This window comes from Streptomyces sp. C1-1, from assembly GCF_050214755.1.
Lineage (GTDB): Bacteria > Actinomycetota > Actinomycetes > Streptomycetales > Streptomycetaceae > Streptomyces.
Genome location: NZ_CP189826.1, coordinates 8,921,370 through 8,943,710, shown reverse-complemented (window position 1 = coordinate 8,943,710; position 22,341 = coordinate 8,921,370). Strand labels below are relative to the sequence as shown.

Genomic DNA, 22,341 nt, shown 5'->3' with positions numbered 1-22,341 from the left:
TCCCACGGGCAACAGCCCGCGGGTGAGCCGGTTCCGGGTGAAAGGAGTGACCTCGATGGCCGTCCCCACCCCCCACGAGGGGCCGGCCGGGCGGGCGGCCCCCCTGCTTCCGCCCGATCTGGCCGAGCTGCTGCGTTCCCGGCTCGAGGCCGTCGCCGACGAGGTGGAGGAGGAGGTCCGCAGACAGGTCCCCGAGTACGCGGGCCCGGCGGACGGGGCCTACACGCGGAATCTGCGAGCCGGCGTGGTGCAGGCCCTGACCCTGTTCGTCGACCACATCGCCGACCCGCGCGGCCCCGGCGACGCGATCGCGGCGACGTACTACGAACTCGGTCGCGGCGAGGCCCTGGTGGGCCGCGGTCTGGACGCGCTGCAGTCCGCGCTGCGGATCGGCGGGCTGCACGCCTGGCGGCTGATGAGCCGCACCGTGGAGGAGCTCGGGCTGGACTCCCAGGTGGTGGCCGCGCTGGGCGAACTCGCCTTCCGGACCGTGCACGAGGTCGCCGAGGCGGCCGCCGAGGGCTACGCGGACGCGCGGCTGCGCAGCACCGACGAACTGGAGCGGCGGCGCCGGCGCCTGCTGGACCTGCTGCTGGGCGAGGGGCCGGTGCCGGTGGAGGCCGTGCACGAACTGGCGCACGGCGCACGGTGGTCGGTGCCGCGGTACGTGGCCGTGGTCGCGCTCGCCGCCGCTGCCGAACGAAGCGAGGACGACCGGCCGCTCGCGGCCGCGGGAGCGCTGGTGGACATGGGGTCGCGGCCGCCGCGGATGCTGGTGCCCGACCCGGACGGCTCGGGCCGCTTCGCCGGGCGCGCCTTCGCGCTCGCGCTGCGCGGCCGGCCGGCGGCGATCGGGCCCACGGTGCCGCTCGCCGAGGCCGCGCGGTCGCTGCGCTGGGCGTCGCTGGCGCTGGGCCTGATGGGGCGGGGCATCCTGCCCCGGCAGGGTGTCGTGCGGTGCGACGAGCACCTGTCGACCCTGCTGCTGCACAGCGACGAACCGCTGCTCGTCCAGCTCCGGGCGCGCGCCCTGGCACCGCTCGACGGGGTCTCCGAGGGCCAGCGCGCCCGCCTCGCCGAGACCCTGCTGGCCTGGCTGCTCAGTGGCAGCAACGTCCCCGACGTCGCCACCCGGCTGCACGTCCACCCGCAGACGGTCCGCTACCGGATGCGTCAGCTGGAAAAGGTCTTCGGCGACGCACTGCACGACCCGGACACCCGCCTGGAAATGATTCTCGCGCTGCGTGCGGAGGAGATACGTCTGCACGCAACAAAATCGGGGGAATTTCTGAATTCCCAGCGATAACACCCCGCGGCTGAACGCGAATACGTTCGGGGGGTCCTTTTTCGCAGGCGCGCAACGCGCCCGACCCGCAAAGGATCCCCATGCGTATCCGCTTGTGCCTCGCCGCGCTCTCCCTGGTCGGCGGGGCCGGACTCACCAGCCTCTCGGCGCCCGTCGCATCGGCCGCCACCTGCTCGGACATCGACGTCGTCGCGGCCCGCGGCACGTTCGAGCCGGGCACCCTGGGCGCGATCGTCGGCGACCCCGTGTATTCCGCGCTGCAGCAGAAACTGACCGGCCGTCATCTCTCCAGCTACAAGGTGAACTACCCGGCCGACCTCTCTCTCACATCGGCCGCGCAGGGAAACGCGGACCTCGTGAACCACGTCAGCGGTCAGGCGGCGGCCTGCCCGAACCAGCGTTTCATTCTCGTCGGCTATTCGCAGGGCGCGAATGTGGTCGACAATTCCATCGGCATCAGCAGCGACGGCGCGGTCGTGGGCAGTCCCATCGTGGCCACCCTTCCCGCCGCAGTGGCACCGAGAGTCGCGGCGGTGCTGCTGTTCGGCAACCCGATCAGGGCCCTGGGCAAGAGCGTCACCGGCCCCTACCAGAGCCGCACCATCGACTTCTGCGCCAAGGGCGACCCGATCTGCGAGAACGGCGGCGGTGACGTCCTGGCCCACCTCGGCTACACCGCCGACGCGGGCGCGGCGGCAGACTTCGCGGCGACCAAGGTCTGACGGCCGACGCCGGCCACGCACGCCGAGGGCCCGGGAGGGGATCTCCTCCCGGGCCCTCGGCTCGTGCCGTGCACCGGTCACTCGGGCCTTCCGGCGAAGCGCGCGAGGTGGGTGGAGACGGGCTCGGGCCGCCCGTCGTTCTGCACGGGCGCGGCGGTGAGCACGTCCAGGTGCTGGTAACCGTCGGCGATGACGGGATGCAGGTCGGCGGGGACACGGCCGGCCAGCAGTCCGTCGCCCGCGAGCACGGTGAGCGTCGGATCGGCCGTCAACCCGTCCGGGCGCACGACGAGTCGCCTCACCTGGGGCGAGGTGGCCAGTTCGATGTCGGTGACCAGCTTCGTCGGGAAGTACTGCTCGGTGAAGTCCAGCGGCTGCCGGGCCAGGCTGCGCGCCAACTCCTGGATGTCGGTGACCTCTTCACCGGCGTCGGTGAACGGCGTGCCGTCGGAGGAGCGGTATCCGGGGTCGTCCGGCGCGCCGACACGGTCGTAATCGCGCCATGTGTAGAGCGGGCCGTGCGGCTCGGCCGGGATGGCCTTGTACCGGGTGCCGAACAGACCGGGCTGCTGTGAACCGCCGTTGGCGGCGGGGAAGTTCTTGTCGGTGACGGGTCCGCCGTCGAAGAGGCCGACGCTGCTCTGCAGGAAGGCGAGGGGTACGGAGTTGTCGTCCAGCAGGGCTCCGAGCACGGCCTGGTTGGTGAGGCGGAAGTCCTTCACCGCGGGCGAGCCGCTGAGGAAGGCCGCGGCGTCCTTGGAGAACAGGAAGCGGTTGGTGGCCTCGATGTCGGTGCTGGAGGGCAGGTAGGCCGGCAGATCGGACTCGCCGCCGGGATTCTGCAGCGCGCCCACTCCCGCGATGGCCAGCAGGGTCATGGTCTCGGGGTTGAGCAGGACCGGCGCGGACAGCGACCGCGGGAGGACGCCGCTGTCCAGGCCGGCCTGGACGGCGCCGTAGCCGAGGCCCACGTCGGGCAGGTCGGTGTCGTCGGGGATGCTGCCGCTGAGGTCGGCGAGGGAGGTGGAGACGGTGGTGTCGAGGGCGAAGTAGCCCGCGCACTGGTTGTATCCGGCGTCGGCGGTGGTGGCGGGGTCGCCGTCGAAGTCGGCGGTGGCGAAGTAGCCGGTGACGACACCGCCGAGCGAGTGCCCGCCGCACAGCAGCTTCCGCTTGCGCAGGTTCTGGTCGGGCAGCTCGGCGGTGAGCAGGTCGTACTGGTCGCGCACGGTCTGCTGGATGCCGAGTCTCGCCATCCAGCCCAGTTGCCCGTTGCCGGCGAACCCGGCGAAGGTGCGGCCGTTCACCTGCCTGCCGCGGTAGTAGTAGTCGACGGCCGTGTGCTGGTCGCCGGAGTCGATGCCGGTGTGGTCCTCCAGGCAGTTGGAACGCCGGTCCAGCGCCCAGAACTCGATGTGCTCGCCCTGCTCGGCGGCGCGGCTCACGGTGTTGCGGGCGACGCTGTCGAAGGCTCCCGCGCCCTCCAGGATGCCCGGCTGGGCGACCAGGACGCGGTCGGCGTCGGCCGAGGCCGCCGGCCCGGCGGAGGAGCGGTAGCGCAGGTACGACAGCCAGTCGCACGCCCGCGGACGCGTCCCGAAGGACGCCGGCAGCGGAACCTTGACCCGCACCACGGACTCGGTGACCCCGGCCGCGGCGCCCACCCGCGTCTCGATGCGCGCGCCGTCCCCGTGGGCGACCGGGGCGGCCGCGGTGAGCGCCCCGGTGGTCAGCAGCGCCGCCAGCGCGGCCGTGCGCAGGGCCCTGGGGGTTCTTCTGCTTCGACTCGTGTCCATGGCCGGACCGTAGGACGGCACGGGACCGGAGTCGGGGCGGTGCTCACAAAGACTCAGCTCCCGGCGACGCGTTTGTCACACCACGGCAGCGCGGCGGGACATCGCCCGACCCGCGGATGCCGGGCGAGACGGGCCCGAAACGTTTCCCACGGCGACGCCGTCATGAGTCGTCGGCGGCACCGGTTCGCGGCTGTCGGTAGGGCCGCACCGCGCGGCGCGCGATGGCGAATCGGTGCGTCTCCGAAGGGCCGTCGTAGATCCGGAACGGCCGCACCTCCCTGAGCAGACGGGCCAGCGGGGCGTCGGCTGCCGAGATGCCGAGCGCTCCGCAGATCTGTACCGCCCGGTCCACCACCCGGTTCACCGCCTCCGCCACGAAGGTCTTGGACACGGAGGTGAGTTGCGAGGCGGCGGCGGAGCCGGTGTCCAGCTCCCAGGCGGTACGCAGGATCAGCGCGCGGCTCGCCTCGATGTCGATCTCGGAGTCGGCCAGCATCTGCTGGACCATGCCGAGATCTCCCAGCACCGAGCCGAACGCGGTCCGGCTGCCCGCCCGCTCCAGTGCCACCTCCTGGGCGCGGCGCGCGGCTCCCAGCCAGCGCATGCAGTGGGTCAGCCGGGCGGGACCGAGCCGGACCTGGGCGCCGTCGAAACCGCGGTCCACCGCGCCGAGCACCTGCTCCTCCCCCACCACGCACCCCTCGAAGACGATCTCGCTGTGCCCCGCGAAGAGCGACTCGTCCAGCGTCTCGATGGTCCGGACGATGCGCATGCCGGGGGTGTCGGCGTCGACCAGGAACATGGTGGCGCCACCCGGGTCGCCGGGACTGCCGGAGGTACGGGCCATGACGATGGCGAAGCCGGCTCCGTCGGCCCCGGTGATGAACCACTTGCGGCCGTCGATGCGCCAGCCACCGGGGACCCGGGTCGCGGTGGTCCGCAAGGAGCGGGGATCGGCACCCGCCCCGGGCGCCGGTTCGGTCATGGCGAAGCAGGATCGTGTCTCGCCCGCGGCGAGCGGCTGCAGGTACTGCTGCTTCTGCTCTTCGGTGGCCACCTTCTCCAGCAGGTGCATGTTGCCCTCGTCCGGGGCCGCGCAGTTCAGCGCCAGTGGTCCGAGCAGCGAGTAGCCCGCCGCTTCGAACACCACAGCCTGTCCGCGCAGGTCGAGCCCGTGGCCGCCCCACCGCGTCGGCACATGGGGAGCGAACACACCCGCCTCACGCGCACCTTTTTGAAGGGCTTGCCGCAGGGCCTCGGGAGCGTCGTGCACGGACCCGCCGCACTCGCGCTCGGCCGGGATCACCACCTCGCGTACGAACTCGGCGGTGGACGCGGCGAGTTGGGCAACAGGCGGATCGACATCGAACTGGATGGGCACGGGACCTCCCGCCGACGGGCGTACGGGCATCGGCGCCCGTCGCGTCCTAGAAACTGTACAGCGTCTTCAGTATCTTGCCGGGAGGGACCCGGCGACGGGAAGACGACAGGAGAAAGCCATGAGCCTGCCCACGAGCGCCGAGCCGGTCCGGATCGTGCGCCACCCCGACGGTGTCGTCGAGGTGAGGCTGGACGATCCCGGGCGGGGCAACGCCCTGGACCTCAGGACCGCGCAGGCACTGCGGGACACGACCGCCGAGGTGGCGGCGGACCCGGGTGGCGCGGTCCTGTTGCGGGCGGCGGGCGGCAGCTTCTGCGTGGGTGGTGACCTGCGCGCCTTCGCCGGTCGCGGCACGGAGACCGGCGCCTATGTGCACGCCGTGGCGACCGCCGCGCACGCCGCGATACAGGCTCTGCACGACCTGCCGGTGCCCCTCGTGACCGCCGTGCGCGGCGCCGCCGCGGGCGGCGGGATCGGCCTCGCACTCGTGGGCGACATCGTCCTGGCGGCCCGGTCCGCGCGCTTCCGGCTGGCGTACACGGCGATCGGACTGACGCCGGACTGCGGGGCCTCATGGTTCCTGCCGCGCCTGGCCGGTCCCCGCCTGGCGGCGGACCTGATCCTCACCAACCGGGTCCTGACCGGCGACGACGCCGAGCGGTTGGGCCTGGTCTCCCGCTCCGTGGACGACGGGCAACTGGACGACGCGGCCCACCGGACCGCCGCAGGTCTGGCTGCCGGCGCCGGTGGCGCGCTGCGTGCCGCGAAGGGTCTGCTGCGCGCCGGCGCCGGGCAAGAACTGCGCCGCCACCTCGCCGAAGAGGCGCGGCTGATCGCCTCCCTGGCGGACGGCGGGGAGGCACAGGACCGCATGGTGTCGTTCCTCGCCGCCCGGGGCGGCTCGAAGGCGGGTGACAGCGGGACCGGGACCAGGGAGCCCGAAAGTGTTTCTTGAATCCCTCTTCACTAACACCTCGCCCGGAGCGTAACCTCCGGGCAACACAGAACCGAGGAACCGGTCACCACTGAACCGGGGAAAAGGTGTGGCGATGCAATCTGCTGCCGTGGACCTTCCGGACGCTCCCGACGAGAGCCTCACCGAAGCCGTCGTCGACCTCGTTCTGCGTGGCATGTGGCGTGGCCGGCCCGAGTCCGAGCACCGCCCCCTGGTCGACGCGGGACTGGCGATGGTGAAGGGGCCGGTGGTGCTGCCGACCGAGCGTGCCAAGGCCACCGCCTCGCGGATCCTGCGGGTTGCCGCGGGATCCGAGCAGGAGGAGCGGATCACCGCGGCGTACGAGGCCTTCCTGCCGGTCAACCGGAAGATCCGCGACGTGTGCACGGCCTGGCAGTGCCGCCCCGACGGAACGGCCAACGACCACTCCGACAGCGGCTACGACGCCGAGGTGCGCGAGTCGCTGGAAGACGTGCACGAGGCCATCCAGCCCGTGCTGCGCAGGCTGGAACGGGTACTCGCGGGCAGCGGACGCTACCTCACGGCCCTGGAGGAAGCCCTCGACCACTTCGACGAGGGCTCGCTGGAGTGGCTGGCCTCGCCGCTGTGCGACTCGTATCACACCGTGTGGATGCGGCTGCACCAGGAACTGCTGCTGGTGCTCGGCATCAGCCGGGCCCAGGACGAGGCCCGCGAAGAAGAGCTGGTCACAAGGAGCCGGGGTTGAGCGTCACCGACCGCGAGGCGGGCCCGCTCGCACAGTCCGAGCCCTCCCGTACACCGTCCGAGACCCCCGGCCGCAGCCTGGTGCCCTACGGGCAGGGCCGGATCCGGGGCCTCGACGCCGCTGGACTGGGCGCACACGGCGCGGCGATGGACCGGCTGGTGGCCCTCGGGCTGCCGGTCGTGCCGGGCCTCACCGTGCCTGCCGACGCCTCCGCGTCCCTGTCCGAACCCGACACCGCGAGATCCGCCGTCGAACTGGTCGAACAACTCTCGGGACGGCGGATCGGCGACCCGACCCGGCCGCTGCTGCTGCGCCTGTCGGCGAGTGCTCCGACCGAGATCGCCGGGTTGCCGCCCGACCTTGCGTGTCTCGGCGTGACGCCCGGCAATGCGGGCGACCTGTGCGCCGTCATCGGTCGCGCGGAGGCACTGCACGAGGTGTGGACCGCCACGGTGCGGATGATCGCCGAGTACGCCCTCGACGTCCCGGGTGCGGTGCTCGACGACGCCCTCCTCGACACGCCCGAGCCGCGAGCGCGGGTCGAAGCACTGCTGGCGCTGGTGGCGCAGCACGGTTCCGGGCCCTTCCCCGACGACCCGGCAGAGCAGCTCGCACTGGCCGCCCGCGCCCTTCTCGGCCGATGGGACTCGCCGCGTGCGAGAAGGTCCCGCCGGGCCCAGCGACTCCCCGCCGATCTCGCCGTCGCCCTGCACGTGCAGGCACTGCGCATCGGCCCGGCGGACCACTCGGGTCACGGCACGGCGGTCAGCCGCCACCCCGAGACCGGACGCCTCTCCCCCCAGGGCTCCTTCTTCCGTGGGGTGCGTCGCAGCGCCCCGCCACCCCACACCGGTGAACCGCTGGACCGGCTGGCCGGGGGAACCGCCCTGCTGGAGCACTCCCTGCTCACCCTGGAGCGTCATCTGCACGCGCCGGTGTCGGTCGACTTCGAAGTGCGCGACGACGAGATCTCCCTGCTCGCCGCCTCGGCGCAACTGCGCCCGCCGCTTCGGGCGTCGGTGTGTCTGGCCGCGGACCTGGCCCGGGACGGTGCGCTCGGCCGCGAGGAGGCCGTACGGCGCATCACCCCCGCGCAGGTGCAGGAACTGCTGCACCCCCAGCTCCGGCTGACCGGCGGGGAGGAGCTCCTGGTGAGGGGGCTGCCCGCGTCCCCGGGGGCGGCGACCGGAGCGGTCGCGCTGTCCAGCGAGCGTGCCCTCGAACTGGCCTCGGACGGTGCTCGGGTCGTGCTCGTGGCTGCCGAGACGAACCCTGCGGACGTCCCCGGGATGCTCGCCTCCGTCGCCGTGCTGACCGGCAGCGGCGGCATCGCCTCGCACGCCGCCGTGGTGGCGCGGGGCGCCGGCAAGCCCGCGGTGTGCGGCGCCGAGGGGCTGCGCGTGGACCGGGCCGCCGGGACGGTGCGGATCGGGGACCGGGTGCTGCGCGAGGGCGACCCCGTCTCTCTGGACGGCCGCACCGGCGCCGTCTACGCGGGGACGCTGAGCGTCAGTGTCGCCGGACCGCCGCCCGAGCTGTCCACCCTGCTGGAGTGGGCGGACGGCATGCGCCGGCTGGGTGTGCGGGTCAACGCCGACACGGCCGCGGAGGTGAGCACCGCCGTCGCCCTGGGCGCGGAGGGTGTCGGGCTGTGCCGTACGGAACACCAGTTCCTCGGCGAGCGGCTGCCGCTGATCCGCCGGGTGATCCTGGCCGCCGACCCGACGGCCCGCGACGAGGCGCTGCTGGCGCTGGAGCACGCCCAGCACGAGGACTTCAGGGCTCTGCTGGCGGCGGTCGGAAACCGCCCGGTGACCGTGCGCCTGCTGGACGCCCCGCTGCACGAGTTCCTGCCCGCCCCCGGACAGGCCCTGGACGCGGCCGAGGAGCAGCGGGCCGCCGCGCTGCGCGAGGCGAACCCGATGCTCGGGCTGCGCGGAGTGCGGCTGGCGCTACTGCACGAGCGGCTCTACCCGGCGCAGGCCGAGGCGCTCTTCACCGCCTGGGCCGATGTCGCCGCCACCGGAGTCCGCCCGGAGCTGGAGGTGATGATCCCGCTGGTCAGCCTGCCGGAGGAACTGGCCGCCGCGGCGGCGTACGTGCGCGGTGCCGCCGACGCGGTCGCCGCCCGGACCGGAGTGGAGGTCCCGTACCGGCTCGGCACGATGATCGAGACGCCGCGGGCCGCGCTGCTGGCCGGCGAACTCGCCGAGCACGCCGAGTTCTTCTCCTTCGGCACCAACGACCTCACTCAGCTCACCTACGGATTCTCGCGGGACGACGTCGAGCGCCAGGTGCTCGCCAACTACCAGGAGCGCGGGTTCCTGACCGCCAGCCCGTTCGCCCGGCTCGACCCGCACGGGGTGGGGGCCCTGATCGACCTGGCGGCGCAGCGGGCGCGGAGCGTACGGCCCGCCATCAAGCTGGGCGTGTGCGGTGAGCACGGCGGTGACCCGGAGTCGATCGCGTTCTGCGACGACCTCGGCCTCGACTACGTCTCCTGTTCCGCGCACCGCGTGCCGGTGGCCCGGATGGCGGCCGCGCACAGTGCCCTGCGGGAGCGGCGCGACGAGAGCGGGAGCACACGATGACGAGCACCGTGACGGACGGCGCAGCGCTGTCGGACACCGAACTGGACGACCTGCGCGAGACCGTTCGGTCGGTGTGCGCGGACGCCGGCGGGACCGCCGCGGTACGCCGCATGTCCGAGCACTCCCCCGGCGTCGACGCCGAGTTGTGGGACACCCTCGGCCGGCAGGTCGGCCTTGCGGCCCTCGGGCTGCCCGAGCAGGCCGGCGGCATCGGCGGCATCGCCGAGATCGCCGTGGTCTGCGAGGAGTTGGGCAGGACGCTGGCGCCGGTACCGCTGCTGTCCTCCACCGTGCTGACCGGCCAGGTGCTGGCCGGCTGCGGCACCGCCGACAGGGCACTGGCCGAATTGGCCGAGGGCACGGTGCACGCCCTGGCGGTGGCGGCCCCCGATGGAGCATGGCGGTCCGACGCCGTGCCGGTGGCCGTCTCCTGGCAGGGCAGCGTGCCGCTGCTCGACGGCACCGCGCCGTTCGTCCTCGACGGCGCCGACGCCGAAACGCTGGTGGTGGCCGCGGCCGGCGCCGACGGCGTGGACCTCTACCTCGTCGACCCGCGCGAGCCGGAGGTCGCGGTGCGCCGGGTGCCGACCCTGGACCTGAGCCGGGGCCAGGCGGTGGTCACCTTCTCCGGTGCCCGGGCCCGGGCGCTGACCGCCGGCGGCGAGGGGGCGGACGTCGTCTCCCGCGCCCTGGACGTGGCGCTGGTGGCTCTGGCCGCCGAGCAACTGGGCGGAGCGCAGGCCGCGTTGGACATGACGGTGGCCCATGTGCGCGACCGTACCCAGTTCGGCAGGGCGATCGGCGGCTTCCAGGCGGTCAAGCACACCTGTGCCGACATGCTGCTCCAGGTCGAGGCCGCACGGTCGGCCGTGGTGCGCGCGGTGCGGGCGGCCGGCTCGCCCGAGGCGCTGGCCGAGGCGGCGGCGGTGGCACAGGCGTGGTGCGGCGAGGCGTTCGTGTCCGTCGCCGCCGAGTGCGTGCAGCTGCACGGCGGCATGGGCTTCACCTGGGAGCACGACGCACACCTGTACTTCCGGCGTGCCCAGTCCGACGCCGTCCTGCTGGGCGGCGCCGCACACCATCGGGAACGGCTGGCCGGGCTGCTGGGCTGGTGACGTGGAAGGCGGAACGGCATGACCACCAGACTCATCGACGAGGTGTTGTTCGACGACGGGGGCCCACCGCGTCTCGCGGGCGCGCGCTGCTCCGCGTGCACCACCGTGGTCTTCCCCCGGCAGGACTCGTGCCCCAAGTGTTCGAACGGCGCCATGTCCCAGCATGTGCTGCCGGTGAGCGGGCGCGTTTGGTCGTGGACGCTCCAGGCCTTTGCGCCGAAGCCGCCGTACCGCCCGCCGTCCGGCGGCCACCGGCCCTACCACGTGGGCTATGTGGACCTCGGTGAGGTGCTGGTCGAGGCACTGCTGGCGGTTCCCCGCGCGGAGATACGGATCGGTCTGCCGGTCCGGCTCACCACGGTGCCCGCGTACCAGGACGAGGACGGAACCGAGGTCGTGACCTTCGCGTTCCGTCCGGACCTGGACGGGGAGCGATGAGGCGGACCGACGAGGTGTACGTGGTCGGGTGCGGGATGCATCCCTTCGGCCGCGACGAGAGCGTCACCGGCATGGACATGGCCGAGCGGGCGATACGCGAGGCGCTGGCCGACGCCGGTGTCGCCTGGGAGGACATCGGCTACGCGGCCGGCGGCTCCGACGTGTCCGGCAAGCCCGACACACTGGTGGGCCGCCTTGGCCTGACCGGTGTGCCCTTCGTCAATGTGCAGAACGGCTGCGCGACCGGCGCCTCCACCGTGCTCGCGGTGGCCAACGCGCTGCGCGCGGGCGAGGCCTCCCTTGGACTGGCGGTCGGGTTCGACAAGCACGAGCGGGGCGCGTTCCACGTCTCCGCCGCCCGCTACGGTCTGGGCGACTGGTACGCCGAGACCGGCCTGATGCTCACGACCCAGTTCTTCGCCCTCAAGACCCGGCGGTATCTGTACGAGCACGGGATCTCGGAGCGGGCGCTGGCGATGGTCGCCGCGCGGGCCTTCCGCAACGGCTCGCACCATCCCCTGGCCTGGCGGCGCAAGCCGCTGACGGAGCAGGAGATCCTCGACTCCGCCGAGGTCAGTCCCCCGCTCACCCAGTACATGTTCTGTTCGCCCGGACAGGGGGCGGCGGCGCTGGTGCTGGCGCACGGCGACCGCGCCTTCGACCTGTGCGAACGGCCGGTGAAGCTGGCGTCGTTGGCCTTCCGCACCCGGCGCTTCGGTTCGTTCGAGGTGTTCTCGCCCTGGCTGCCTCCGGGACCGCACCACAGCCCCAGCGTCGACGCCGCGGAGGCGGCCTTCCGCGCGGCAGGGGTGGCACCCGCGGACGTACAGGTCGCCCAGTTGCAGGACACCGACAGCGGCTCGGAGCTGATCCACCTGGCGGAGACCGGGCTGTGCGGTCACGGCGAGCAGGAGGAACTGCTGTCCGCCGGGGAGACCGATCCGACGGGCCGGACACCGGTCAACACCGACGGCGGCTGCCTGGCCGGCGGAGAGCCCGTCGGCGCGTCCGGGCTGCGGCAGTTCCACGAAGTCGTACGGCAGTTGCAGGGCCGGGCGCCCGGCGTGCAGGTGCCGGGCGCTCCCCGGGTGGGCTTCACCCATGTGTACGGGGCCCCCGGGATCAGCGCCTGCTCGGTCCTGACGGTGTGAGAGGCGGCGGGCGAAACATGCGGCACGGCGAGAGAACGGCGCTGGTGACCGGCGGGGCACGTGGGATCGGCCTGGAGATGTGCCGACAGCTCGCCGGCCAGGGGCTGCGGGTCCTGGTCGGGGCGCGAGGACGGGAGGCCGCCGAGGAGGCGTGCCGCGTCATCGGCCCGGCGGCACTGCCGCTGGCCCTGGACGTGACGTCCGCGAAGAGCGTCACGGAAGCGGTCCGGGAAGCGACGGGGCTGACCGGTGGGATCGACGTGCTGGTGAACAACGCGGGCGTGTCCCTGGACCGGGAACTGCGGCCCCCGTACATCGATGAGGACATACTGCGGGCGACCCTTGACACGAACCTCACCGGCGCCTGGCGGGTGGCGGAGGCCGTCGTCCCCGGCATGGTGGAAGCCGGCTACGGGCGGGTCGTGAACGTCACCAGCTCCTACGGTTCGCTGGCGCTGATGGACTCCGGTCGGCACCCCGCCTACCGGATCTCCAAGGCGTCGCTCAACGCCCTGACCCGTATGCTCGCGGCCGAACTCTCCGGCACGGGCGTCCTGGTCAACGCCGCCGACCCCGGCTGGACCCGCAGCGGCATGGGCGGCCGGTCCGCTCCGCGCGGTCCGGAGGAAGGGGCGGACACCCCGGTCTGGCTGGCGACCCTTCCCGAGGGCGACGAGACGACGGGCGGGCTGTTCGCCGACCGCAGGCCGCTGCCCTGGTGAACTGCCTCAGGTCCGGGACGGGGCCGGCTTCTCCTCGGCGCCGACGATACGCAGCGCCAGCGCCCTGACCGCCTCCAGCACGGACCGGGAGGGCAGCTGGGACAGCGGTCCTCCCTCCGCCCGCAGCGCCGTGACCAGCATGGTCGTACTGATCAGTGTGCGGACCGCGAGCGCCTGCCCCGCGTGCCGGGCCTTCGCCGCCCGGGGGCTGCGAGTGGTGCCCTCGGGCAGATAGTCGTAGCCACGCTGGATGTGCCGCTGCTCGAACTCGTCCCGCAGTACCTTGACGCTGCCGTTCGCGGAGGCGACCTGGACCTGGTACAGACGGGCCTCGTCCGGGTTCTGCTCCACCCAGTCCCACACCGCGTCGATGACGCGGACCAGGCCCTCCGCATCACCCGGCTCGGACTCCGGACGCGCCGCCTCCACGACCGCGTTCAGCTGGTCGAAGACCCGTCGCATCGCGAGTTCGAGCAACTCCTCCTTGCCGTCGAAGTGGTAGTAGACGGCGGTGGGCACCACCTGCGCCTCGTCCGCGATGTCCTGGACGCTGGTCTCCGCGAATCCGTTGCGGCCGAAGACCCGCACGGCGGCGGAGATGATGTGCTGCCGCCGCGAGGGCCGGTGGGCGGGCTGCTTGCCGTTCTTCGTGGTGGCCATCATGCTCCCTGCCGACTGCCGTGAGCCCGCGTCCGTGGGCCCTGCGTACTGACCATTGTATCCAGTAACTCCTCCCACCCGACGGCATAATTCCTGCTACGCAAGCGCCTCCGGAGCACCGGACTCCCGGCATACTTGACACCATGACGACATCCGGAACCCGCGCCGCTCACCGTCCGTCGCGCAAGCAGTGGGTGATCGACGCAGCCACGGAGCTGTTCGCCACCCAGCCGCCGGACGAGGTGACGGTGGCCGACATCGCCGCTCGCGCGGAGATGACCTCGGCAGCGGTGTACTACCACTTCTCCTCCAAGGACCAGGTCCTCGCGGAGGGTATGCGGGTGTTCGCCGCCGCGCTGCGCGAGCAGTTGCAGGCACTCACTCAGGCCCACGAACCCGGCTCGGACGTCGGCACGGCGATCACCTCACTGCTGGCCTGGCTGGGCGAACACCGGTCCGCCGCCACCGTCTTCTTCGTGTCGTCGGCCGGCATGAGCCAGGACGCGGAGGCACTGCGCCAGGAGAGCCGTACCGAACTGCTGGAAGAACTGGTGCGGCTGATCCGCAAGGCCCGCGGGTCGGTCTCCGACGCCGAGGCGGCGGTGATCGGCCTGGGCCTGCTGGCGCTGCTGGAGACCGCGGCGATCTCGCAGGTCCGGGGTGACGACGTCTACCGGTCGCTGGGGCACCGCTCCTTCGTCCGCGAGGTCGGCAACCTCGCGGAACGGATCGCCGAGCCGGCCACATAGGCCACGGATCACAGCAGCAGGCGGAGGGGCTTGCTCAGCAACTCACCTACGGTGCGCAGATATTCGGCGGCGGGTGCCCCGTCGACGGCACGGTGGTCGAAGGTGAGGCTGAGGGTGAGCACCCGCGTGCGCAGCGGCCGGTCGTCCACCCACTCGACGCCGTCCCTGAGCCGGCCCACCCCGAGGATCGCGACGTTGCCGGGGTTGATCACGGGGGTGAAGAAGTCGACGCCGTATCCACCGAGCGAGGTGACCGTGAAGGTGGCCCCGTCCAGTTGCGCGGGCGAGATCCGTCCCTCCCGTGCGGCCTGGGCCAGGGACCTCGACCGACGGGCGATCTCGGGCAGAGACAGCTCCACCGCGTCCTCGATCACGGGGACCATCAGGCCGCCCGGAACGGCCACCGCGAAGCCCAGGTGAACCTCGTCGAGCAGATGGATGCCGTCCTCCCGCACCGTCGCGTTGAGCAGCGGGTGCTCGCGCAGGGCCAGGGCCGCGGCCTTCAGCAGGAAGTCGTTGATGCTGGGGACCGGCAGATCGCTGTCGGTCCACTCCTCCTTGAGGCGGTCCCGCAGGGACACCACGGCGTCCATCCGCACCTCGTAGCCGTGCGTCAGCTGCGCCATCTCCTGGAGGCTGGCGTGCATCCTGCGGGCGATGGTGCCGCGCATCCCGGTGAGCGGGATGACCTCACTGGGACGAACGGGAGTGGCTTCGGGCGCCGGAGTGACGCCATCCAGATCCGCCCTGCGGATCCGGCCGCCCGGCCCGGTGCCGTTGACCTCGGAGAGATCGATGCCCCGCTCCTTCGCCAGCTTGCGGACGAGCGGTGAGACGGGGGTGTCGCCCGACGGGGCGGGCGTGACGCGATCGCCGGAGAGAGCCGCGAGGAACTCCTCCACGTCCTCGGAGACGATCCGTCCGCCGGGGCCGGTGCCTCGTACGGCGGTGAGGTCGACGTCGGCGGCCGCGGCGACCCTCCGGGCGTTCGGTGAGGACAGAAGCCGGTCACCGATGCCCTTCTCACCCGTGCCGTTCACGGAAGGCGCCGCGCCGGCGTCGGGGGCGGGCGCAGCGGTCCCGGACCCGGACCCGGCGGGCATCGGCGTACCCGCCGGGTCCGGTGGCTGTTCGCCCTCGGCCAGCAGCCAGCCGATGAGGGCCCCGGCCGGCACGGTGGCACCGGCCGCGACCACCGGGTGGAACAGTCCCCCGGCCTCCGCCTCGACGTCCACGTCGACCTTGTCGGTGGCCAGCCGCAGCAGGGCGTCGCCCTCCACGACGGCGGCGCCGGTGGGCACGAGCCATTCGTCGATCGTGCCTTCCTGCATGGTCAGGCCGATCTTCGGCAGCAGAACCTCGACCGCCACGTCGGTCACGACCTTTCGAGGAGACGCCGGCAGCCCTGGGCGATCCGGGTGCGATCGGGGACGTACGCCTTCTCCAGGACCGGGGAGAAGGGGACGGGTGAGAAGGGGGCGCCGATGCGCAGGACCGGCGCGTCGAGGTGGTCGAAGGCGGCGTCCTGGATCTGGGCGGCGATCTCCGCGCCGAGCCCCCCGAAGGTGACGGCCTCGTGCACCACGAGCACCCGGTTGGTGCGGCGGACGGAGGCGAACATCGTCTCGGTGTCCAGGGGCTGCACGGTGCGCGGGTCGATCACCTCGATCTCGACGCCCTCGGCCGCGAGTTCGTCGGCCGCCGCGAGGGCCTCCCCCACCATGCGGCCCAGGGCGATCACGGTGACGTCGCCGCCCTGGCGCGCGGTGTGCGCCTGGCCCAGCGGGATGCCGTAGATCTCCTCGGGCACCTCGCTGGTGCTGCCGAGCAGGACCTTGTTGAGCATGACGACGACCGGGTTGTCGTCCCGGATGGCCGAGACGGTCAGGCCCTTGGCGGTGTACGCGTCGCACGGCATGACGACCTTGAGGCCGGGCACGTGGGCCAGCCAGGCCTCGAGGCTCTGGCTGTGCTGGGCCGCGGCGCCGAGGCCGGCTCCGGAGGCGGTGGTGATGGTGAGCGGCACGGACAGCGCGCCGCCGAACATGTACTTCATCTTCGCTGCCTGGTTGACGATCTGGTCCAGGCAGACGCCGATGAAGTCCATGAACATGAGGTCGACGACGGGGCGCAGGCCGCGGGCGGCGGCGCCCACGCCGAGGCCGACGAGGGCGGCTTCGGAGATCGGGGTGTCGATCATGCGGCGGGGGCCGAACTCGTCGAGCAGGTTGTCGAACATGCGGAAGACGCCGCCGTACCCGGCCACGTCCTCGCCGGCGACGAAGACGCTCTCGTCCTCGCGCATGGCCTGCGCGAGACCCTCGTTGAAGGCCTTGACGTAGGTCAGTTTGCGGGCCGCGGCGTTCGGGGCGACGGCCGGTGCTTCGGTGGTGGTGGTCATGGCGGTCACCCTGAGTAGACGTTGAGCAGCAGGTCGGCGGGGTCGGGCAGGGGGCTCGTCTCGGCGTAGGCGATGGCCTCGGCGATCTCGTCGCGGGTGCGCTGCCATACCTCGTCCAGCTCCGCGCGGGCCGCCGTGCCGTCGGCGACGGCACGGGTCTCCAGCAGGTCGATGGGGTCGCGGGCCTTCCACTCGGCGACCTCCTCGTCCGAGCGGTAGGGGTGCCGCAGGCCCTTGACGCCCTGGTGGTCGAAGTAGCGGTAGGTCTTGGCCTCGATCATCATCGGGCCCGCGCCGGACCGGGCCCGTTCGACGGCGTCGGCGGCGGCGCGATGGACGGCGAGCACGTCCATGCCGTCGACGATCACGCTGGGCATACCGTAGGCGGCGGCCCGGTCGGCCACGTCGGTGAGCAGCATGTGCCCGGACTGTGGCGTGAATTCGGCGTAGCCGTTGTTCTCGCAGACGAAGACGACGGGCAGGCCGAGGATCGCGGCCATGTTGGCGCCCTCGTGGAAGGCGCCGATGTTGGTGGCGCCGTCGCCGAAGAAGGTCACGGCGACGCTGTCCTCGCCCTTGTACCGGGCGGCGAAGGCGGCACCCACGGCGATCGGGACGCCCGCCCCGACGATGCCGTTGGCGCCGAGCATGCCGCGGGTGAGGTCGTTGATGTGCATGCTGCCGCCGCGGCCGAGGCAGGCGCCGGTGACGCGCCCGTACAGCTCGGCGTACATCTCGCGGAGGCCGACGCCCTTGGCCACGGCGTGCCCGTGGCCCCGGTGGGTGGAGGTGATCTGGTCGTCGTCGCGCAGGGCCGCCATCACGCCGGCGGCCACGGCTTCCTGGCCGACATACAGGTGCAGGAAGCCGGGCAGTTTGCCGGCCTCCATGAGTTTGCCCGCCTCGGTCTCGAACAGCCGGATGCGCACCATGCGCTCGTGCAGATCCCTGATGACCTGCGCGGATACCTGGTGCGCGGCCGCTTCGGCCGACTTCTTCTGAGCCATCGTCCGCCCCTTCGCCCGAGGGAGGTGTGCCACGGAAGTGGACTTTCTAGTGTCGCTCTACAGTAACGAGCACCACGCACCTTACTGAACAGGTTCTCTAATTACTACGCCCCGGACCCGACTCCTCGCCCCGGTCGTCCACCAGCTCCACCGCGTTGCCCTCCGGATCCGTCCAGAAGGTGATCCGCCGACCGTGCGCGCGGACGACCACCGGGTCCGACAGGGGCTTGGCGCCCGCGGCCCTCAGTGCGGCCACCATGGGGTCCACGTCGTCGACGTGGAAGGTGAGATACGACAGCCCCACACGGCCGGTCAATGGAAGCGCCGCACGGGCCCGCACCGCGGGCGACGAGGGAAGAATCAGCTTGACGCACCCCCCGGAGGGCACCTGGAGCCAGACGACGTCCAGCTCGCCGCCCAGTCCGGCCGGGCCGCCGACGGCCACCGGCACACGCGAGCGGTGCACGGCGCGACAACCGATCACGTCGCGGTAGAAGCGCTCCATCGGCCCCAAGTCCCGTACCACCAGGCCCACCTCGAACGGTCGGACCATGACCATCACACCCACCCCACGGGAGACCGAGCCGCAACTTCGCCACTTTCTATTGACAGACCACACTAAGTCCTGTTGCAGTTTCGGACACAGCCCAGCTGTCGCATTCCGAAGCCGGTCACCGGCTCGCGGCTGGGAGGATTGTGAGGACATCGTGGTCCAGACCAGTTCGCCGGAGATCCGGGAGACAGACGCCGACCGCAACCCGCCCTCGGCACCCGCATACTCCTCGTGGATCAGCCAGGACCGGTCCACCGACGCCGCATCCCTGACGATGCGGCGGGAGGCCGCCGAACTCGTCGAGCGCGTGATGGCGCACTACCGCGCCAACACGACGCACCAGGCGGACGGCCAGTGGACGGAACCCGTCGCCAACTACCTCGACGCCGACCGCTGGCAACGCGAGACGGACGCCGTCCACCGGAGCGTCCCGCTGCCGCTCGCCATGTCCTGCGAGCTGCCAGGTCCGAACACCTACAAGGCGATCGACGTGCTCGGCATCCCCGTGCTGATCACCCGGGACCGCCAGGGCGCCGTGCACGCGATGATCAACGCCTGCCGGCACCGGGGGGCCAAGCTCCTCGAGCCCGGCTGCGGGGTGTCGAGGCGGCTCACCTGCCCGTACCACTCGTGGTCGTACGACCTGTCCGGCGAACTGCGGGGGGTCTACGCCGAGAAGACCTTCGGCGACGTTCCACGCGAGGGGCGCAGCCTGGTCAGGCTTCCGGCCGGGGAGCGGGCGGGGATCGTCTTCGTCTCGCTGGACCCGGCGGCCGAGCCCGACCTGGACGCCTGGCTGGGCGATCTGCAGCCGCTCCTCGAGGGTATGCGGCTGGCGGAGTGCCACCACTACGCCACCAGCGAGCTGACGAGTCCCAACTGGAAGGTCACCCTCGACGGATATCTGGAGACCTATCACTTCGCCTCGCTGCACCCGAAGACGGTGTTCGAGACGAACCTCTCGAACATGATGGCCCACGACACCTGGGGCCCCCACCAGCGCATCGCACCGGCCCTGCGCCCCATCGCGCAGGCGGCCGAACTGCCCCCGGACCAGCGCGATCCCGGCGACTGCGTCGGACCCATCTACTGGCTCTTCCCGGGCCTGGCGATCGCCGGCGGCTGGCGCCAGAAGATCGCAGTCTCCCTGGTGCTCCCCCGGACGGCCACCGAGTCGGTGACCCAGCAGATCATCCTGCTGCGGGAGCCGGCGGTCACCGAGGAGGAGCGCCAGGCCGCCGACCAATTCGGCGAGTGGTTCCACGAGGTGGTCCGCGACGAGGACTACGCGACCACCTACGGAGTCCAGCAGGGTCTGAAGGCCCTCGACGGGACCGACTTCGTCTTCGGACGCAACGAGCCCGGACTCCAGCATTTGCACCGCACCATCCACCAGCACCTGGAAGACGGCGCACAGGCCGCCAGAGCCACCAGGTGACGAACCAACAACACTCGCGGGAGAACAGCATGGTGGCTACGGGCAGCCTCGACGGACGTGTCGCGGTGATCACGGGCAGCACGCGCAGCATCGGCCGCGCCATCGCCGAGGCCTTCGTGGCCGACGGCGCCACGGTCGTCATCAGCGGCCGTTCCGAGATCAAGGGCAAGCAGGCCCTGGAGGAGATGGGCGCCGGGGACCGGGCCGTCTTCCACCCCTGCGACGCCAACAGCCAGGAGGACATCGAGGGCCTCGCCGACTTCGCCGCCGAACGCTTCGGCCGGCTCGACATCTGGGTCAACAACGTCGGCGGCAGCTCCGGCTTCGCCCCCATCCACCAACTCAGCGACGAGGCGTGGCACGACGCCCTCAAGCTGAACGTCAACGGCTACTTCTACGGCACCCGACGGGCGCTGCCGAAGATGCTGGAGCACGGCTGGGGCCGCATCATCAACATCTCCTCCGTCGAGGGCAAGCAGGCCAACAAGCCGGGGATCAGCCACTACATCACCAACAAGCACGCGATCCACGGCCTGACCAAGGCGACCGCCTTCGAGTACGGCACCCAGGGCATCACCTGCAACGCCATCTGCCCCGGCGCCGTCGACACCGACCTGATGCGTGCCGCGGGGCCGGCCGCGGCCGAGGCCGAGGGCATCAGTTACGAGGAGTGGCTGAGCCGCTTCGCCGAGCACGCCGCCACCAAGAAGATCACCACGGTGGAGCAGATCGCGGCTGTCGCCTCGCTGCTCGCGAGCGAGGCCGGCACAGGAATCACCGGCGCACTGATCAGTGTCGACGGCGGAACGGCGCAGTGGTAGGCGCGGGTACGGACAGCGGGAGACCTCGGCCATGAAGAGCTGGATCACGGACTGGCAGCGCAGTGAGCGGCTGCCGCACTACACCCGCGCCAACGCGGGCGAAACCCTGCCGGAACCCGCCAGCCCGCTGGGCTGGACCCTGGTGTGGGGGCAGGGCCTGCAGGGCTGGCGTCGCGGCTTCGTCGGGTTCGGCATCTACCGCGAGGAGGAGGTGGCCGGCCCCCGACCGCCGTTCGTCGGCATGTTCGGCGGCCACTTCTACCTCAACCTGTCCCACATGCGGCTGTTCGGCATCCGCATGGGCCAGACCGCGGACCAGATCGACGCGGCCTTCGTCGGACAGCGCTCCGACACGCCGGTGTACGTGGCGCACCCGGACGACCAGGACGAGGAGCTGACCGCCAAGGCGGGCGGGACGCTTCAGCGGATGCTCGGCCAGAGCGGCTTCCCGGAGGCCGACGCCGACCGGCGGCGTCTGCGCGCACTGCGCCGCTCCCGGCCCGACCTGACGCGGCTGTCCGAGGCCGAACTGGTGGCGTACGCACGGTCGTTGCTGGACGAGGTGGAGACGACCTTCCAGCGGCACGTCGAGTCCTCGCTGCCCGCGTCCGTCGGACCGGCGATCCTCGGCCCGCTGTGCGCGAGCGTGGACCGCCCCGGCGCCATGCTCGACCTGATCGGCGGTCTCGGCGACGTCGACTCCGCCTCCCCCTCGACCGGGCTGTGGACGCTGTCACGGCAGGTGGCGGCCTCGGCCGAGCTGAGCGCGCTGTTCGACCGGGGTCCGGCCGCCGTGGAGGAGGCCCTCGACGGGGCGAGCGGCGACGTGAAGACGTTCCGCGACGCCTTCGAGGAGTTCCTGGCCGAGTCCGGCGACCGCGGCCCCAACGAGTGGGACATCCACGCGCTGTCCTGGGAGGCGGCGCCCGTCCAGGCGCTGGCCCTGGTCGACCGGATCCGTCACAGTCCCGACGACGACTCCCCGGCCGCCCGCCGGACACGGCTGACCGAACGGCGCGAGCGGACGGCGCAGGAGATCCGGGCCGCGCTGCCCGAGGAGACACAGCCCATGTTCGACGCCGGCATGCACGCCTCCCAGGTGTGGATCCCGGCCCGCGAACGCACCAAGGCGAACTGCGTCACCGTCGTCAACGAGATCCGCATGGCCGTGCGGGAGCTCGGTCGCCGCGGCGTCGAGGCGGGGCTCTTCGCCCGGCCCGAGGACGTGATGATGCTGCTGGACACCGAGCTCGACGACTATGTCGCCGCCCCGGAGTCCTTCGGCCCCGTCATCGCGCGCCGGCTGGAGGAGTATGCCGCCCTGCACGACCTGGAACCGCCGTTCTTCGTCGCGGAGGACGCGCAGACCGACATCGGCACCTGGCCGAGGCGCGCCGAGGCGCGGACGCAGGCGGCCGTCGAGGGTGATGTCCTCGGCGGTGTCGGCGGCAGCCACGGCACCTACACAGGCCGTGTGCGGGTGGTCACCGACCCGGCCTCGTGCGAGGCGCTGGAGCCCGGGGAGGTGCTGGTCGCACCGATCACGGACGCGGCCTGGACCCCGCTGTTCCTGGTCGCCGGAGCGGCCGTGGTGGACGTGGGCGCGCTCAACAGCCACGCCGTGGTGGTCTGCCGCGAACTGGGCATCCCTGCCGTCATCTCCGTCGAGGGCGGGACACAGCGCCTGCAGGACGGGATGGTGATCACGGTCGACGGTGACAAGGGCACCGTCACCGTGGACAGCGTCCCGGCGCCGCTCGGCATCTGAAGCACCGCGGGCCCGCCGCTCCCCTGCACCGGGGCGACGG

At 72.1% G+C, this 22,341-nt stretch carries 20 protein-coding genes; 13 read left to right on the top strand and 7 right to left on the bottom strand.

Annotation, left to right across the window (positions count from 1 at the left end):
* The first annotated feature begins 55 nt into the window (after positions 1–55).
* Together ACQF4J_RS40630 and ACQF4J_RS40625 are read left to right on the top strand one after the other, a co-directional pair.
* Positions 56–1,306: a PucR family transcriptional regulator gene (locus tag ACQF4J_RS40630; RefSeq protein WP_351564118.1), complete on the top strand. Its 1,251-nt coding sequence runs from the start codon at positions 56–58 to the stop codon at positions 1,304–1,306.
* Between the two features lie 80 nt (positions 1,307–1,386).
* On the top strand, positions 1,387–2,028 hold the full coding sequence (locus ACQF4J_RS40625) for a cutinase family protein (RefSeq protein WP_351564120.1): 642 nt from the start codon (positions 1,387–1,389) through the stop codon (positions 2,026–2,028).
* A 77-nt stretch (positions 2,029–2,105) separates the two neighbouring features.
* On the opposite strand, the gene ACQF4J_RS40620 is transcribed toward ACQF4J_RS40625, so the two are convergent.
* Both ACQF4J_RS40620 and ACQF4J_RS40615 read right to left on the bottom strand, forming a co-directional pair.
* Positions 2,106–3,824, bottom strand: a complete 1,719-nt coding sequence (locus tag ACQF4J_RS40620) for a hypothetical protein (RefSeq protein WP_427168049.1) — start codon at positions 3,822–3,824, stop codon at positions 2,106–2,108.
* A 160-nt stretch (positions 3,825–3,984) separates the two neighbouring features.
* The gene (locus tag ACQF4J_RS40615) at positions 3,985–5,205 is read right to left on the bottom strand and encodes an acyl-CoA dehydrogenase family protein (RefSeq protein WP_427168048.1); all 1,221 of its coding nucleotides are present in this window, start codon (positions 5,203–5,205) and stop codon (positions 3,985–3,987) included.
* Between the two features lie 118 nt (positions 5,206–5,323).
* On the opposite strand from ACQF4J_RS40615, the gene ACQF4J_RS40610 reads away from it, so the two are divergent.
* From ACQF4J_RS40610 to ACQF4J_RS40580, 7 genes are all read left to right on the top strand, one after another.
* Positions 5,324–6,160 (top strand): enoyl-CoA hydratase/isomerase family protein, encoded by an 837-nt coding sequence (locus ACQF4J_RS40610; protein ID WP_351564128.1) that lies wholly within the window; start codon positions 5,324–5,326, stop codon positions 6,158–6,160.
* Positions 6,161–6,254: 94 nt separating this feature from the next.
* The gene (locus tag ACQF4J_RS40605; RefSeq protein WP_351564130.1) at positions 6,255–6,887 is read left to right on the top strand and encodes a hypothetical protein; all 633 of its coding nucleotides are present in this window, start codon (positions 6,255–6,257) and stop codon (positions 6,885–6,887) included.
* A complete protein-coding gene (locus ACQF4J_RS40600) occupies positions 6,884–9,478 on the top strand; it encodes a putative PEP-binding protein (protein WP_427168047.1) in 2,595 nt (864 codons plus the stop codon). The genes ACQF4J_RS40605 and ACQF4J_RS40600 overlap by 4 nt, the downstream gene beginning before the upstream one ends.
* On the top strand, positions 9,475–10,593 hold the full coding sequence (locus tag ACQF4J_RS40595) for an acyl-CoA dehydrogenase family protein (protein ID WP_427168046.1): 1,119 nt from the start codon (positions 9,475–9,477) through the stop codon (positions 10,591–10,593). Before ACQF4J_RS40600 ends, ACQF4J_RS40595 begins: the two co-directional genes overlap by 4 nt.
* An 18-nt stretch (positions 10,594–10,611) precedes the next feature.
* Positions 10,612–11,031 (top strand): Zn-ribbon domain-containing OB-fold protein, encoded by a 420-nt coding sequence (locus tag ACQF4J_RS40590; protein WP_351564136.1) that lies wholly within the window; start codon positions 10,612–10,614, stop codon positions 11,029–11,031.
* The gene (locus ACQF4J_RS40585) at positions 11,028–12,182 is read left to right on the top strand and encodes a thiolase family protein (RefSeq protein WP_351564137.1); all 1,155 of its coding nucleotides are present in this window, start codon (positions 11,028–11,030) and stop codon (positions 12,180–12,182) included. The genes ACQF4J_RS40590 and ACQF4J_RS40585 overlap by 4 nt, the downstream gene beginning before the upstream one ends.
* Positions 12,183–12,199: 17 nt before the next feature.
* Positions 12,200–12,904: an SDR family NAD(P)-dependent oxidoreductase gene (locus ACQF4J_RS40580; RefSeq protein WP_351564139.1), complete on the top strand. Its 705-nt coding sequence runs from the start codon at positions 12,200–12,202 to the stop codon at positions 12,902–12,904.
* Between the two features lie 6 nt (positions 12,905–12,910).
* Here ACQF4J_RS40580 and ACQF4J_RS40575 read toward each other — a convergent pair whose 3' ends face one another.
* On the bottom strand, positions 12,911–13,567 hold the full coding sequence (locus ACQF4J_RS40575; RefSeq protein WP_351802790.1) for a TetR/AcrR family transcriptional regulator: 657 nt from the start codon (positions 13,565–13,567) through the stop codon (positions 12,911–12,913).
* Between the two features lie 140 nt (positions 13,568–13,707).
* Between ACQF4J_RS40575 and ACQF4J_RS40570 the strand changes: the two genes are divergently transcribed.
* Positions 13,708–14,313, top strand: a complete 606-nt coding sequence (locus tag ACQF4J_RS40570) for a TetR/AcrR family transcriptional regulator (protein WP_351564143.1) — start codon at positions 13,708–13,710, stop codon at positions 14,311–14,313.
* A gap of 8 nt (positions 14,314–14,321) precedes the next feature.
* On the opposite strand, the gene ACQF4J_RS40565 is transcribed toward ACQF4J_RS40570, so the two are convergent.
* From ACQF4J_RS40565 to ACQF4J_RS40550, 4 genes are all read right to left on the bottom strand, one after another.
* Positions 14,322–15,692: a 2-oxo acid dehydrogenase subunit E2 gene (locus ACQF4J_RS40565; protein WP_351564145.1), complete on the bottom strand. Its 1,371-nt coding sequence runs from the start codon at positions 15,690–15,692 to the stop codon at positions 14,322–14,324.
* Positions 15,689–16,714, bottom strand: coding sequence for an alpha-ketoacid dehydrogenase subunit beta (locus ACQF4J_RS40560; protein WP_427168045.1), 1,026 nt, complete (start codon positions 16,712–16,714; stop codon positions 15,689–15,691). The genes ACQF4J_RS40565 and ACQF4J_RS40560 overlap by 4 nt, the downstream gene beginning before the upstream one ends.
* A gap of 5 nt (positions 16,715–16,719) precedes the next feature.
* Positions 16,720–17,721 carry a thiamine pyrophosphate-dependent dehydrogenase E1 component subunit alpha gene (locus ACQF4J_RS40555; RefSeq protein ID WP_351564149.1) on the bottom strand — a complete coding sequence of 334 codons (1,002 nt, stop codon included), beginning with the start codon at positions 17,719–17,721 and terminating at the stop codon, positions 16,720–16,722.
* A 97-nt stretch (positions 17,722–17,818) separates the two neighbouring features.
* Entirely contained in the window at positions 17,819–18,274 is a 456-nt protein-coding gene (locus tag ACQF4J_RS40550; RefSeq protein ID WP_351564151.1) for a VOC family protein, read from the bottom strand.
* A 154-nt stretch (positions 18,275–18,428) separates the two neighbouring features.
* Here ACQF4J_RS40550 and ACQF4J_RS40545 point away from each other — a divergent pair, with 154 nt between their 5' ends.
* Genes ACQF4J_RS40545 through ACQF4J_RS40535 form a run of 3 tightly spaced genes read left to right on the top strand, consistent with a single transcriptional unit; the run spans position 18,429 to position 22,301 of the window.
* A complete protein-coding gene (locus ACQF4J_RS40545) occupies positions 18,429–19,712 on the top strand; it encodes an aromatic ring-hydroxylating oxygenase subunit alpha (protein ID WP_351564153.1) in 1,284 nt (427 codons plus the stop codon).
* Positions 19,713–19,741: 29 nt separating this feature from the next.
* Positions 19,742–20,533 (top strand): SDR family NAD(P)-dependent oxidoreductase, encoded by a 792-nt coding sequence (locus tag ACQF4J_RS40540; protein WP_351564154.1) that lies wholly within the window; start codon positions 19,742–19,744, stop codon positions 20,531–20,533.
* Between the two features lie 31 nt (positions 20,534–20,564).
* Positions 20,565–22,301 carry a PEP-utilizing enzyme gene (locus ACQF4J_RS40535; RefSeq protein WP_351564156.1) on the top strand — a complete coding sequence of 579 codons (1,737 nt, stop codon included), beginning with the start codon at positions 20,565–20,567 and terminating at the stop codon, positions 22,299–22,301.
* Positions 22,302–22,341 lie beyond the last annotated feature (40 nt).